Annotated in this window: 14 protein-coding genes; 13 read left to right on the top strand and 1 reads right to left on the bottom strand. The window is 61.4% G+C overall.

Annotated features, from left to right (window positions below):
• Positions 1-15: 15 nt before the first annotated feature.
• The 13 genes from NKF26_RS10590 to NKF26_RS10530 all read left to right on the top strand — a co-directional run bounded on the left by NKF26_RS10590 (position 16) and on the right by NKF26_RS10530 (position 12,977).
• Positions 16-423, top strand: a complete 408-nt coding sequence (locus NKF26_RS10590; protein WP_066143326.1) for an NADH-quinone oxidoreductase subunit A — start codon at positions 16-18, stop codon at positions 421-423.
• Positions 420-1,124 (top strand): NADH-quinone oxidoreductase subunit B, encoded by a 705-nt coding sequence (locus tag NKF26_RS10585; protein ID WP_253228194.1) that lies wholly within the window; start codon positions 420-422, stop codon positions 1,122-1,124. The genes NKF26_RS10590 and NKF26_RS10585 overlap by 4 nt, the downstream gene beginning before the upstream one ends.
• Positions 1,121-2,785, top strand: a complete 1,665-nt coding sequence (locus tag NKF26_RS10580; RefSeq protein ID WP_253234284.1) for an NADH-quinone oxidoreductase subunit D — start codon at positions 1,121-1,123, stop codon at positions 2,783-2,785. The genes NKF26_RS10585 and NKF26_RS10580 overlap by 4 nt, the downstream gene beginning before the upstream one ends.
• Positions 2,782-3,867 carry a complex I subunit 1 family protein gene (locus NKF26_RS10575; protein WP_253228196.1) on the top strand — a complete coding sequence of 362 codons (1,086 nt, stop codon included), beginning with the start codon at positions 2,782-2,784 and terminating at the stop codon, positions 3,865-3,867. The genes NKF26_RS10580 and NKF26_RS10575 overlap by 4 nt, the downstream gene beginning before the upstream one ends.
• On the top strand, positions 3,864-4,325 hold the full coding sequence (locus tag NKF26_RS10570; RefSeq protein ID WP_066143333.1) for an NADH-quinone oxidoreductase subunit I: 462 nt from the start codon (positions 3,864-3,866) through the stop codon (positions 4,323-4,325). The genes NKF26_RS10575 and NKF26_RS10570 overlap by 4 nt, the downstream gene beginning before the upstream one ends.
• Before the next feature lie 55 nt (positions 4,326-4,380).
• Entirely contained in the window at positions 4,381-4,647 is a 267-nt protein-coding gene (locus NKF26_RS10565; protein WP_253228197.1) for an NADH-quinone oxidoreductase subunit J, read from the top strand.
• Positions 4,644-5,012, top strand: coding sequence for a proton-conducting membrane transporter (locus NKF26_RS10560; RefSeq protein WP_253228198.1), 369 nt, complete (start codon positions 4,644-4,646; stop codon positions 5,010-5,012). Before NKF26_RS10565 ends, NKF26_RS10560 begins: the two co-directional genes overlap by 4 nt.
• Positions 5,012-5,320 (top strand): NADH-quinone oxidoreductase subunit NuoK, encoded by a 309-nt coding sequence (nuoK, locus tag NKF26_RS10555; RefSeq protein WP_066143339.1) that lies wholly within the window; start codon positions 5,012-5,014, stop codon positions 5,318-5,320. The genes NKF26_RS10560 and nuoK overlap by 1 nt, the downstream gene beginning before the upstream one ends.
• 1 nt (position 5,321) lies before the next feature.
• Positions 5,322-7,352, top strand: coding sequence for an NADH-quinone oxidoreductase subunit L (gene nuoL / locus NKF26_RS10550; RefSeq protein ID WP_253228199.1), 2,031 nt, complete (start codon positions 5,322-5,324; stop codon positions 7,350-7,352).
• Positions 7,353-8,906: a NuoM family protein gene (locus NKF26_RS10545; protein WP_253228200.1), complete on the top strand. Its 1,554-nt coding sequence runs from the start codon at positions 7,353-7,355 to the stop codon at positions 8,904-8,906.
• The gene (locus NKF26_RS10540; protein WP_253228201.1) at positions 8,906-10,393 is read left to right on the top strand and encodes an NADH-quinone oxidoreductase subunit N; all 1,488 of its coding nucleotides are present in this window, start codon (positions 8,906-8,908) and stop codon (positions 10,391-10,393) included. The genes NKF26_RS10545 and NKF26_RS10540 overlap by 1 nt, the downstream gene beginning before the upstream one ends.
• A 199-nt stretch (positions 10,394-10,592) precedes the next feature.
• Positions 10,593-12,080: a DHH family phosphoesterase gene (locus tag NKF26_RS10535; protein ID WP_253228202.1), complete on the top strand. Its 1,488-nt coding sequence runs from the start codon at positions 10,593-10,595 to the stop codon at positions 12,078-12,080.
• 144 nt (positions 12,081-12,224) lie between these two features.
• Positions 12,225-12,977 carry a CBS domain-containing protein gene (locus NKF26_RS10530; RefSeq protein WP_253228299.1) on the top strand — a complete coding sequence of 251 codons (753 nt, stop codon included), beginning with the start codon at positions 12,225-12,227 and terminating at the stop codon, positions 12,975-12,977.
• Here NKF26_RS10530 and NKF26_RS10525 read toward each other — a convergent pair whose 3' ends face one another.
• Complete coding sequence (locus NKF26_RS10525) at positions 12,978-13,835, bottom strand: winged helix-turn-helix domain-containing protein (protein ID WP_253234283.1); 858 nt, start codon at positions 13,833-13,835, stop codon at positions 12,978-12,980.
• Between the last annotated feature and the right edge of the window lie 49 nt (positions 13,836-13,884).

Raw genomic sequence — 13,884 nt, 5'->3', positions numbered from 1 at the left:
TAGGAGAAATCGGTAATGAATCCATGGGTAGCCATCGGCGCGTTGGCGCTGGTGGGGATTGCGATACCATCTAGTATGATGATGATATCGAGTCTCCTCAGACCAACAGTGCCCGAACAGGGAAAATCCGCCACCTACGAGAGCGGTGAAATTCCAACCGGGACGACGCGCATTCGGTTCAACATTCAATACTATATGGTTGCGCTGTTGTTCGTCGTCTTCGACATCGAGACGGTCCTCATCTTCCCTTGGACCGTCATCTATCGCAACGCTATCGACAGCGGCGTCGGCCTTGCGACGGTGCTCGTCCCGATGTTGGCATTCATCGCGGTTCTCGTCGTCGGCCTCGCGTGGGCTTGGCGTAACGGTGCGGTGCGGTGGGTTCGTAGCCCCCGCGGAACGAGACAGGGTATGGAACAATGAGTAACGAACCACGGGAGTACATTCAGGGTAGTACAGCACCCCAGACGAAGACCCAAGACGCTCGGATGGGCACGGGGGTCGACGATCGTTTCAACTCGAAGCTTCGGGAGGCGTTCGGCGCGTCACCATTCATTCTCACGAAGTTCGACAAGTTCATGAACTGGGTTCGGGGGTCGTCCATGTTCATGCTGCAGTTCGGCATCGCCTGCTGTAGCATCGAGATGATGCACACCTACGCCGTGAAACACGACTTGGACCGATTCGGTTCCGGCGTCCCGCGTGCATCGCCGCGACAGGCCGACGTGATGATCGTTCCCGGGACCATCGTCTCGAAGTTCGCGCCGCGGATGAAGCGCGTCTACGACCAGATGCCCGAACCGAAGTTCGTCGTGAACATGGGGTCGTGTTCGATCAGTGGCGGCCCGTTTCAGGAGGGCTACAACGTCATCAAGGGTGCGGAGGAGGTCATTCCGGTCGACATCCACGTCCCCGGATGCCCGCCGCGCCCGGAAGCGCTCGTCTACGGTGTCGTGAAACTCCAAGAGAGCATCGCGCACGGTGAATCGAACCCGGTGACTGTCAAGCCGTACGAACTGGAACAGTTCGGCGACTTGGAGCGCGACGAGTTGGTACAGTCGCTCGCGGACGAAATCGACGAGGACTCGCTCGTCATGCGCTACAACTGGGCTGATTCGCCATGAGTTCCCAGGAGGAAATCGAATCGGGAGCGGAAGAGTCCGCGTCCCCCGGAGACGAACTCGCCGAATTGCTCGGCGATCACGTCATCGGGCGCGAACAGCACCTCAATGCGCCCGGATTCGTGGTCCGACCGGACGAAGTGCAGGAAGTCTTGACCATACTGCGCGACGAGGCCGGATTCGACCATCTCTCGAACGTCACGGCGCAGGATTACGAGGACCGGTACGAGAGCATCTACCACCTCAAACAGTACGACGATCCGACGCAGGAGGTAAGCGTCGTCGTTCCGACGCCATGGGACGCCCCGAAGAGCCAGACGGCCGAACCGGTCTACCGGACCGCCGACTGGCACGAACGGGAAGCGTACGACCTCATCGGCATCGAGTACGAGGGACATCCGGATCTGCGACGCATCCTTCTCCCCGAGACGTGGCAGGGTCACCCCCTGGCGAAGAACTACGATCAGGACCGACCACAGATCGTCCCGTTCGAGGAGCACAAAAATCCGCTTGAGGACGACCGCTACGATGCGGAGTCGGACACGATGCTCCTCAACATCGGACCGCACCACCCGGCGACACACGGCGTATTGCACCTGGAAACGGTGCTCGACGGGGAACAGGTGGCGGACGTCGAACCGGACATCGGCTATCTCCACCGCTGCGAGGAACAGATGGCCCAAAACGGTACGTACCGCCACCAGATCATGCCGTATCCCGACCGCTGGGACTACGGTTCCTCCGGACTGCTCAACGAGTGGGCCTACGCCCGCGTGGCGGAGGACCTGAACGACATCGACGTCCCCGAGTACGCGCAGATAATCCGGACGATGGGTGCCGAACTGTGCCGCATCGCATCCCACATGCTGGCACTGGGGACGTTCTGTCTCGACATCTACGGCGACTTCACTGCGATCTTCATGTACGCGATGCGCGACCGGGAACTCGCCCAGAACATCCTGGAGGACCTGACCGGTCAGCGCATGATGTTCAACTACTTCCGCCTCGGCGGCGTCGTCTGGGACATTCCCGAACCACGGGAGGAGTTCTTCGACGAGACTCGGGATTTCCTCGACGGGCTTCCGTCGGCGCTCGACGAGTACCACGACCTCATCACCGACAACGAGTTGCTCCAAATTCGGACCGTCGGCACCGGCGTCCTCGAACCCGAGGTCGCAAAACAGTACGGCGTCACGGGACCCGTCGCTCGGGGGTCAGGGATCGACTACGACCTGCGCCGCGACGACCCGTATGGCTACTACGACCAACTCGAATGGGACGTCGTGACCGAGGACGGCTGTGACAACTACTCGCGCCTGTTGGTTCGAATGCGCGAGGTCGAACAGTCGGCGAAGATAATCGAGCAATGTCTCGACCTGCTCGAAGACTGGCCCGAGGACGAGCGCGAGATTCAGTCGAACGTCCCCCGGACGCTCAAACCGGACGCGGACACCGAGACCTACCGCGCCGTCGAAGGTGCGAAGGGTGAACTCGGGATTTACATCCGCTCGGACGGGTCGGACAAGCCCGGCCGATTCAAGATTCGGAGTCCGTGTTTCAGTAACCTGTCCGCGCTCGGCGAGATGTCCGAAGGGGAGTACGTCCCCGACCTCGTCGCGACCCTCGGTAGCCTCGACATCATTCTCGGGGAGGTCGATCGATGATTCCCGGCCTCACGAATATGGCGCTCTTCCCCGATGAGATCGCCCACGCGATCGGTGGCAACAACCCCAGTGCGCCGATAGAACTACTTTCGGCGCTCATCGCGGCGGCCGTTATCGGCACCATCATGCTGACGATGACGGCGTTCGCGGGGCCGTGGGCCAAGCGGAAGATCACCGCCGCGTTCACGGACCGCATCGCGGTCAATCGCCTCGGACCGGCCGGCGTACTGATCATCATCCCCGATGCAGTGCGACTGTTGTCGAAGGAACTCATCATTCCGGACGGTGCGGACCGTCCGGCCTACGACATCGCTCCGATGGTGATGGCGGGGTCGGCGTTGCTCGGTTTTGCGGTCATTCCGATGGGTCATATTTTCGGTCTCAATCTGCAACTCGCCGATCCCGAGATCGGGTTGGCATACGTGTTCGCGGTCGCCTCCCTTGCGACGCTCGGATTGACGATGGGTGGCTACGCGTCGAACAACAAGTTCTCGCTGCTCGGGGGACTCCGTGCGGTGGCACAGAACATCGCGTACGAGATTCCCCTCGTCGTGACGGCGGCCTCCGTTGTCATCTTCGCGGGATCGCTTCGGACGAGTCAGATCGTCGCGGCTCAGCAGACCACCCTGCTCAGCATCGGCGGGTTCCACGTTCCCTCGTGGTACGCGTTCGTGAACCCGTTCGCGTTCGTGTTGTTCCTCATCGCGAACCTGGCCGAGGTCGGACGGAACCCGTTCGACCTACCCGAGGCACCGACGGAGATCGTCGCCGGATACATGACCGAGTATTCGAGCGTCTACTTCGTGCTGTTTTACCTCGGAGAGTTCCTGCACATCTTCCTCGGTGGGGCCATCATCGCCACCGTCTTCCTCGGCGGCCCGGACGGCCCCGCACAGCACTGGCTCGGTTTCGTCTGGTTCACGATCAAGATCTGGGCCGTGTTCCTGTTCACGCAGTGGGCACGCTCGGCGATTCCGCGCGTCCGTATCGACCAACTCATCGAGATCGGCTGGAAGGGCATGCTCGTCCTTTCGTTCGCTAACTTGGTGCTCACGGCAGTTATCGTAGGGGTGACACTATGATTGGAGTTCTCAAATCGATGGCAACCACGATGAAGCACGCATTGGGCGGGACGACGTTCACGGTCGAATATCCCGACGTCGCTCCCGAAGTAAGCCCACGCTTCCGTGGGATTCACAAGTTCAGCCAGGAGCGCTGTATCTGGTGTCGCCAGTGTGAAAACGTCTGTCCGAACGATACGATTCAGATCGTGCAGGACGACAAGCGTAACGGCGAACAGTACAACCTCCACGTCGGCCAGTGCATCTACTGCCGACTGTGCGAGGAAGTGTGCCCCGTCGATGCCATCCTGCTCACGCAGAACTTCGAGTTCACGGGTGACACGAAGAGCGAACTGGTGTACAACAAAGAACAGCTGAGAAACGTTCCTTGGTACAAGGATATCGACCCCCTCGAATCGCGCGAACCCGACCGGAGCGCATGGATCGGGGAGGGCGAAGGAGCGGTCGACTACAACTGAAACGCCCGTCTCGAAATCTTAAAAGGGCGTTTACGCAAACCCAAAGGTGACTCAAATGGCATATGAAATGATCGCGTTCGCGCTGTTCGCCATCCTCACGGTGGCGAGTAGCATGGGCGCTGTCCTGGTTCAGGACGTGTGGCATTCGGCGCTCTTGCTCGGCGTTTCGCTGCTGAGCTTCGCCATCCACTACGTTATGTTACAGGCGGAGTTCGTTGCTGCGATGCAGATTCTCGTCTACGTCGGCGGGGTTCTCATCCTGATAACGTTCGCCGTCATGCTCACACGTCGTTCAAGTACAGAGGAGGTGACTAACGCATGACATCACGGCCACGAATGCGCGACCCGAGTACGATGCTTCCCGGCCTCGTCGCGGTTGCGCTGTTCGTCGTTCTCGCCGTCGTGTTCCTCGGTGCGTCGTTCGGCGACGCACGCGGCTTCGCAAGCGGGGCCAACATCACGGCGAGCATCGGCTATTCGATGTTCAATATCGGCACCGTCGGCGGGGAGACCCTCGTCCACGGCGAGGGATTCCTCGCCGCGTTCGAGGTTATCGATCTCGTGCTCGTCGCGGCGCTGGTGGGCGCGGTCATGCTCGCCAGCCGCGAGGACAGTGGCATACTCACGACCGCCACCTCGGCGCTTCGAACCGACGGCGGCCGGACGAAAGGAGGTGACGAGGAATAATGGCAGCAGTACCTGTCCAATACTACCTCCTGCTTTCGGCGGCCGTGTTCTGCACGGGGTTGTTCGGCATCCTCACCCGGAAGAACGCGATGATGTTCCTCATCAGCGTCGAGTTGATGCTCAACGCGGCGAACATCAACCTCGTCGCGTTCTCCCACTACTACGGCAACGTGACCGGCCAGACGTTCAGCCTGTTCACGTTGGCGCTCGCGGCCGCGGAGGTCGCGGTCGGGATCGGCATCATCCTCGTACTGTATCGTAACTTCAACGACGTGGACGTGACCCAAGCGACGACGATGAGGTGGTAAAATGACGGCAACAGCATTCCAACTGGCACCCGTCATCGCACTCCTGCCGTTCATCTCGTTCCTGATAGCGATGCTCGGCGGCGAGTTCGCCCGCAAGATGCTGCCGAAAGGCGGCGCGATTCCGGGTATCATCGCGACCGGCGGGTCGCTTCTCCTGTCGCTGTGGGCGTTTCTCACGGTGAGCGGCGGAAACACCTACCACGAGATGATCACGTGGGTGCCGGGTGACGCGTACGATACCTTCACCTTCCACTTCGGTATCTTCATCGACCCGCTGTCGGCGTTGATGCTCGTCATCGTCTCGCTCATCGCGTTCCTCGTCCACATCTTCAGTCTGGGGTACATGAACGACGAGGGCGAGATCGGACTGCCGCGCTACTACGCCGGCCTCGGACTGTTCGCCTTCAGCATGCTTGCGTTCGTCTTCTCGGACAACCTGCTGATGTCGTTCATGTTCTTCGAACTCGTCGGGTTCTGTTCGTACCTGCTCATCGGGTTCTGGTTCCGCGAACAGGGACCGCCGAGCGCCGCGAAGAAGGCGTTCCTCATGACGCGTTTCGGGGACTACTTCTTCTTCATCGGCGTGGTGGCCGTGTTCGCCACCTTCGGCACGGCCCAGTTCGCTGGAAGCAACTCGTTCGCGCACATGGCCGACCAGGCCATGTCGGGGAGCGGAAACGCGACCCTCCTCTTCGGTCTCGATCCGAAGACGTGGTTCTCGATCATCGGTCTCCTCGTGTTGGGCGGCGTGCTCGGGAAATCCGCACAGTTCCCACTCCACACGTGGCTTCCCGACGCGATGGAAGGCCCGACGCCCGTCTCCGCGCTGATCCACGCCGCGACCATGGTCGCGGCGGGTGTGTATCTCGTCGCGCGGATGTACGGCTTCTACGCCCTGCTCCCGCAGGTGCTCGCCATCATCGCATTCATCGGTGGCTTCACGGCGCTGTTCGCGGCGACGATGGGCGTCGTCAAACAGGAACTCAAACAGGTGCTCGCGTACTCCACCATCTCCCAGTACGGGTATATGATGCTCGCGCTGGGGTCGGGTGGGTACGTCGCGGCGACCTTCCACCTGATGACCCACGCCTTCTTCAAGGCGCTCCTGTTCCTCGGAGCAGGGTCGGTCATCATCGCCATGCACCACAACGAGAACATGTGGGACATGGGCGGTCTCAAAGACCGAATGCCCGTCACGTACTGGACGTTCCTCGCCGGGTCACTCGCACTCGCGGGCATCGTCCCATTCGCCGGGTTCTGGTCGAAGGACGAGGTGCTCTACGAGGCGCTCGTCCACGGCATGGGCGGCAACCCGCTGTTGCTCGTCGCGTACGCGATGGGTCTCATCGCCGTGTTCTTCACCGGGTTCTACACCTTCCGGATGGTCTTCTTGACCTTCCACGGCGAACCGCGGACCGACACGGCGCGTGACCCCAAGGGCGTGGGTTGGAACGTGAAGTTCCCTCTCATCGTCCTCGGCATCCTCGCGACGGTCGGCGGCCTCGTCAACATGGGACCGGTCGCGAACCTGCTCGACGCGTCGAACATCGAGTTCTTACACGCATGGCTCGACGGACCGGTCGCCTCGACCAGCGTCCATCACTACGAGGAACTCATCAACGCCACGTACGGCGAACCGGCGTCGTTCTCGTCGCTGATTTCGAGCCTCGTGTCGCTCGCGTTCGCGCTCGCCGGCCTCGCGCTCGCGTGGGCGCTCTACAACGTTCCCGAACCCGTCGAGCACACGGACAAGTTGGGCAGCGCGAAGACGCTGCTGTTCAACAACTACTACCAGGACGAGTATCAGGTCTGGCTCGCGACCGGAATCACGCTTCCGGTGGCACGCGCAGTGGACAAGTTCGACCAGGGCGTCATCGACGGCGTGGTCAACGGCGTCTCCAGCGTGAGCCTGTTCGGCGGCAGTCGAGTGAAGCGGGTACAGGACGGCATCGTGACGAACTACGCGCTCATGTTGGTGCTCTCGTTCGTCATCCTGCTTCTCATCCTCGGCTTCACCGGAGGTTGGTTTTAGATGATAGTCGAAGCACTTCTCGCGGTAACGTTGGTCAGCGCGTTCGCGACCTTCCTCGCACCGGACAAGGTCGCAGGGAAACTCGCGTTCGTGCTGAGTCTGCTCCCGGCCGCCGGGAGCATCTGGATGTACAGTGCCTTCGATGGCAGCGGTAACGCCCTGTTGGGCGGGACGCTCGCCTTCGAAGAGACGTTCAAGTGGGTTTCGTTCGGCCAATACGCGCTGAACTGGCACGTCGGACTCGACGGCATCAGCATGCCGCTGTTGCTGTTGACGACGATTCTCACGCCGCTTGCGATTCTATCGGCGTGGACGCCGATTCAGTCCCGTGAGAGCCAGTTCTACGGCCTGATGCTGTTCACCGAAGTGTGTCTCATCGGCCTCTTCTCGGCGCTCGACTTCTTCGTTTGGTTCGTCTTCTGGGAACTCGTGTTGGTCCCGATGTACCTGCTCATCGGCGTGTGGGGCGGCCCACGGCGCAAGTACGCGGCGATCAAGTTCTTCGTCTACACGAACGTCGGATCGCTGCTGATGTTCATCGGGTTCATCGGCCTCGTCTTCGGACTGGGCGACTCCATCCACTCCCTCAGCATGCCCGCCATCGCGCAGGCGCTGAACAGCGGACAGTTGGGAAGCCTCGGCGGCATCGCCCCGAGCACGCTGAAGACGCTGGCGTTCTTCGCCATCTTCATCGGATTCGGTGTGAAGGTGGCCGTCATTCCGCTCCACACGTGGTTGCCGGACACCTACGCCGAAGCGCCGACGCCGGTCGTCATCATGCTGTCCAGTCTGCTCCTGAAGATGGGGACGTACGCGCTGTTGCGCTTCAACTTCACCATGCTTCCGGACGTGGCGAAACAGTACGCGTTCATCATCGCCCTCGTGGCCGTCGTCACCGTCATCTACGGTGCGCTGCTCGCGCTGGCACAGTCCGATTTGAAGCGGATCGTGGCGTACTCCTCCATCTCGTCGACGGGGTACATCGTTCTCGGACTGGTCGCGTTCACGATGTACGGCATCGGCGGCGCGACCCTCCAGATGGTCGCCCACGGCCTCATCTCGGGACTGATGTTCATGGCCGTCGGCGTCATCTACAACAAGACTGGGACCCGGATGGTCTCGGACATGTCCGGGTTGGCCGACGAGATGCCGATCACTGTCACCCTGTTCGTCGCGGGTGCGTTCGGCTACATGGGCCTGCCGTTGATGGCCGGTTTCACGGCGGAATTCTTCATCTTCGTCGGGTCCTTCCACTCCACCGTTCTCGCGGGAACCGTGGCGGGGACCAACGGCCTCGCACTGTTCACTGCGGTGGCGATGTTCGGCATCGTCATCGTGGCCGGTTATCTGCTGTTCGCGATGCAACAGACCCTCTTCGGGCCGTTCAAGCTCGAAAACGGCACGGAGGTCAGCCGTGCGTCGTTCCACGACGTCGCACCGCTCGTCGTGCTCGTCCTGCTCATCATCCTGCTCGGTGTGCAACCGAACATCCTCTATCAGATGATTCAGGACGCCGTGGGTAAGATGGCGCTCGTCACGGGAGGTGGGTTCTGATGGCGTTCGCGTTGCCCGACTGGGCTGCACTCGCACCCGCCATCGTCCTCGCCCTGACGGCGCTGTTGTTGCTCGTCGTGGACAGTGTTCACCCACACACGTCGGACAGACCGCTTCTCGCGGGTATCTCGACGGTCGGTTCGGTCGTCGCTGGCGGCCTCGCGCTGTGGTTCATCACCGCCGGAACCGGCGACGACCCGGTTCATCTCTACGGCAACGCGCTGGTCGTCGATACGATGAGCCTGTTCTTCGTGGTCATCTTCACCAGCGTCACCGCGCTGGTCTCCATCGCGAGCTACGACTATCTGCAGGACAACCCGTATCAGGCGGAGTACTACACGCTGGTCGTCCTCGCGGCGACCGGAATGGCGCTGATGGCGAGTTCGAACAGCCTCGCCATGGTGTTCATCAGCCTCGAACTGGCCAGTCTCCCGTCCTACGCGCTCGTCGCAGTCCTGAAGAAGAACCGCGGCAGCGTCGAAGCGGGTCTCAAGTACTTCCTCATCGGGGCGCTCTCGTCGGCAATCTTCGCCTACGGCATCAGTCTGGTGTACGGCGTCACCGGCCACCTGCAACTGAACGCGGTTGCGACCGCACTCGGAAGCGGTTTCGACGGCATGAGCGGCATCCTCGGCATCGGCGTGCTGATGGTGCTCGCCGGGTTCGGGTTCAAGACGGCGTCCGTTCCGTTCCACTTCTGGGCACCGGACGCGTACGAAGGCGCACCCGCACCGATTTCGGGCTTCCTCTCGTCGGCCTCGAAGGCCGCCGGGTTCGTCGTCGCCTTCCGCGTGTTCCTCACTGCGTTCCCGTTCGCGGCAGTTTCGGGAACGGTCGACTGGGTGCTGGCCTTCCAGATTCTCGCCGTCATCACGATGACGCTCGGGAACTTCGCGGCCGCCACGCAGGACAAGGTCAAGCGGATGCTCGCGTACTCCTCGGTCGGACAGGCGGGCTACGTGCTCATCGGCCTCGCCGCCCTCTACGGCGGCAACAACGACGGTGTGCTGAGCGGTGCGATGTTGCAACTGTTCGTCTACGGCTTCATGAACACGGGTGCGTTCCTGTTCATCGCGCTGGCCGAACAGTGGGGCGTCGGCAAGACGTTCGAGGATTACAACGGACTGGCGGAGAAGGCTCCGATGGCCTGTCTCGCCATGACGGTGTTCCTGTTCAACCTCGCCGGTCTTCCGGTCGGCGCTGGCTTCCTGAGCAAGTACTTCCTGTTCGGTGCCGCGGTCGGTGCCGGATTCTGGTGGCTCACCGCCATCGCCGCCGCGAACAGCGCGCTGTCGGTGTTCTACTATAGCCGTGTCGTGAAGGCGATGTGGATCGAGGACCCGGACGACGAGTTCACGATTCGAAGCAGGCCGACCGGCCTCTACGTGGCGATTCTCGCCGCGGCGGTCGTCACGGTCGTATTGCTCTTCGCGTTCGGTCCGCTCTCCCACGTGGCTCACAACGCCGCCGCCACCCTTCTCGCCTGAACGGTCGCGTTTGGGCTCGAATTTGGGTTTGCGTTTTCTTCCGATTCGCCGTATTTGGTCCGTTTTCGTGACTTCGAGGCGATCGACGCCGATTCAAATTTCCCGGAATAGAACGTCTTTACGTCCATTATTCGGTACAATCAGTGCCTGAACGGATTCCCAACAAGTTTTAGGTGTCAGACTCTGAATCGGGGATAAGATGGTTTCGCGGCTCATGCTCGGCTGTGGTTCCGTCGGGCATGCCATCGTTGACTCGGTGGCCGACTGGTCCGGTGCTCTCGTCGTCGTCGATGAGAGCGAGAGTAGAGTCGAAACGCTCCGTACGGAGGGCGTCTCGGCCACCCGTGGTGACCCGACGGACCGCGAAACGGTCGCAGGGAGGCCACACGTTGATATCGCCTTCGTCTGCGGCGACGACCCGGAGAGAAATCGGGAGGCCGCACGGGTGGTACGGGAGGTACATCCGGACGCTTATCTCGTCTCGTACGCGGGTTCCCGTCCCTCCGAAGAGGTTCAAACGGAACTCGACGAGTTGTCGGACACGTTCATCGACCCCGGTCGGGCGCTCGTGGAACATCTGCTCCCGCTGACCGACGCCGACACCGCGTTTCGAACGCACGAACTCCAGCGCACACTTCGGGACATCGACGGCAAACTCGGGATTTTCATGCACGACAACCCCGACCCGGACGCCATCGCCAGCGCGGTTGCACTGGAGGGGATGGCCGAATCCGTCGGAACCGAAGCGGAAACCTGTTACTACGGGGCGATTTCCCATCAGGAGAACCGTGCGTTCGTCAACCTGCTCGATCTGAACCTCAGAAATCTGGAGGAAGGTGCGGACCTCTCCGAGTTCGCCGGACTCGCGCTGGTGGACCACTCCAGTCCGGGCGTCAACGACCAACTTCCAGAGGAGACGCCCATCGATATCGTCATCGATCACCATCCGCCGAACCACCCTGTCGAAGCGCGGTTCGTGGACCTGCGAAGCGGTGTCGGTGCGACGAGTTCGCTGCTCGCTGACCACTTGGAACAACTCGGAATTCACCCCAACGAACGGGTTGCGACGGGCCTGTTGTACGGAATCCGCGTGGACACGAAGGACTTCACCCGCGAGGTGTCCGAGGCGGACTTCGAGGCGGCGGCGTTCCTGCTCCCACACGCCGACACGAGCATCCTGGAACGCGTCGAGACACCGTCCATCAGCACCGATACGTTCGAGACGATTTCACGGGCGATCCGAAACCGGGAACTCGACGGAACGGTGCTGGCCAGTTGCGTCGGGTCGCTTTCGGACCGTGATGCGCTCGCGCAGGCAGCGGACCGGTTGCTCAACATGGACGGCGTGACCGTCACGCTCGTGTTCGGCTTCATGGACGGTACGGTGTACGTCTCCGCACGCGCGCGTGGGACCGACGTCGACCTCGGCGAGACGATGCGGGCGGCGTTCGGTCAGATCGGAAGCGCAGGCGGGCACGCCGACATGGCCGGTGCACAGATCCCGCTGGGCTTGCTCGGGGAAGTGGAGGACGACGAGGAGGAGTCGCTTTCGACCATCGTCGGCGAAATCATCACCGACCGGTTCTTCGAGACGGTTCGCTCTCGACCGGGGCCGGGGGATTTCGAAACCGACCGCGAACGGGTCGCGGCGTTCGACATTCAGCTCGCGGAGAACGACGAGAGCTGACGTCGGGAGGTTTTTCCCTCGGGGGGGGCGTCGATACTCTGCATGGACGAGACCGAGGAGGAAACGGAAAGTCGCACGTCCTCCAACGTCGGTATTGCGCCCGACGGCGGAACTGAGGGCCTCAAAGCGAAGGTCAAGGAGTACATGACTCGCGACGTAGCGACGGTCTCCCCCGATGCGACCGTCGAGGAAGTCGCTCGGCGGATCGCCGAAAGCGACGGGCACAACGGATTTCCGGTCTGTGACGGACGGCGTGTCGAGGGATTCGTCAGCGCCCGCGACCTGTTGCTCGCCGACGAAAAGGAACCCATTTTCAAGGTGATGACGCAGGAACTCATCGTCGCACACCCGGACATGGTGGTCAACGACGCCGCGCGCGTCATCCTCCGCTCGGGCATTCAAAAACTCCCGGTCGTGGACGACGCGGGTAACCTCGTCGGCATCATCACCAACACGGACTTCATCCGCAGTCAGATCGAGCGCGTGACGCCGGAGAAGGTCGGCAAACTCATGCGAACGCTCGAATCCATCCACGACACCGAAGTGACCCAGCGACGGCGAAAGGTACGGCTCGCCGACCTCGTGCCGACACAGGGGAAGGTGTACGCAGACGAGCTAGAAGGACGCGTGTACGAGATGGAACGCGGACTGGCTGAACCGCTCGTCGTCATCGAAAACGGTCACACGCTCCTGCTGGCGGACGGCCACCACCGGGCGAAGGCCGCGGACCGACTCGACATCGAGGAGATGGACGCCTACGTCATCATCACCGACCACCGGGTCGAACTCGGGATGGCCGAGACGGCGCGCAAGGAAGGGCTCGAAAGCATCGACGACATCCAAGTCGTCGATTACGCCCGCCATCCGCTGATGGAGACGACGAAACGGCTGCAGTAATCACTCTACATCCACGACGTTCAGCTCCTCGTCGAGCGTGAGCGTCGGTGCGTCCTCCTCCGGTCCGACTTCGATACGAATTCGGTACGGCTCCTCCGAGACGACGTCCGTCTGAGCCTCGCTGCGAACGAAATCGAACGAGAGAAACGGGACTTCCCGCACGTCGATTCCCTGTTCGTAAAAGTACGAGACGATAGCGGGATGGCGGATGACCGAACTTTCGACTGGCAAGTGCATTCGCATCCAACAGGAATCACAGTCGATTCGTGTGACGAGGCTGCCGCCGTCCGTCCAGTGAGGTTTCTCCACGGACATCGACCCGCTACAGAGAAAACACGTTCCATCGACCGCCTTCTGAATGTGGTGTTGTGACTCCACGTTGGCGAACGCGACGATTTCCGACACCGATCGGTTCGCGGCGGCCTGCGGCGGAACGCTCGTTTGGAATACCATGTCGTGTTCGTCACATTCGGTTCGCACGAGACCGTTCTCGTAGATGCCCGTCAAAGAACGCTCACACTGGGGACACGTGTGTTCGAGCGTCGCTGACCGCGACTCCGTTCGTTCGGTGAACGCCCCTTCCCGTATCGCTCCGACGAGTTTGAGTGCGGCGTATCGAGGATAGTACTTCCCGTCGCGTTTGACGACGAATCGATCACGGAGTTTCGAGAGGTGATAGTTGAACTGTCCAGCATCGGAAACGCCAACCGCTCTCCTGAGTTCCGCAAACGAAGGGCCGTCAATTCCTTCGATAGTTGCCTCCTCCGCGAGCGCTTCGATGATGGCGACTCGCGTCTCGTCGGCGAACAGCGCGAACGCCTCTGCCGGTGGGAGCGACTCGGAATCGTCGTCGGTCACGGTTCACGGTTTTCGATCTTCTCGCATAACATTTTCGTGTCAGAAATAA

The sequence above is a fragment of the Haladaptatus sp. AB618 genome (genome assembly GCF_024136965.1).
GTDB lineage: Archaea > Halobacteriota > Halobacteria > Halobacteriales > Haladaptataceae > Haladaptatus.
This window is presented reverse-complemented; position numbering and strand designations above follow the sequence as displayed.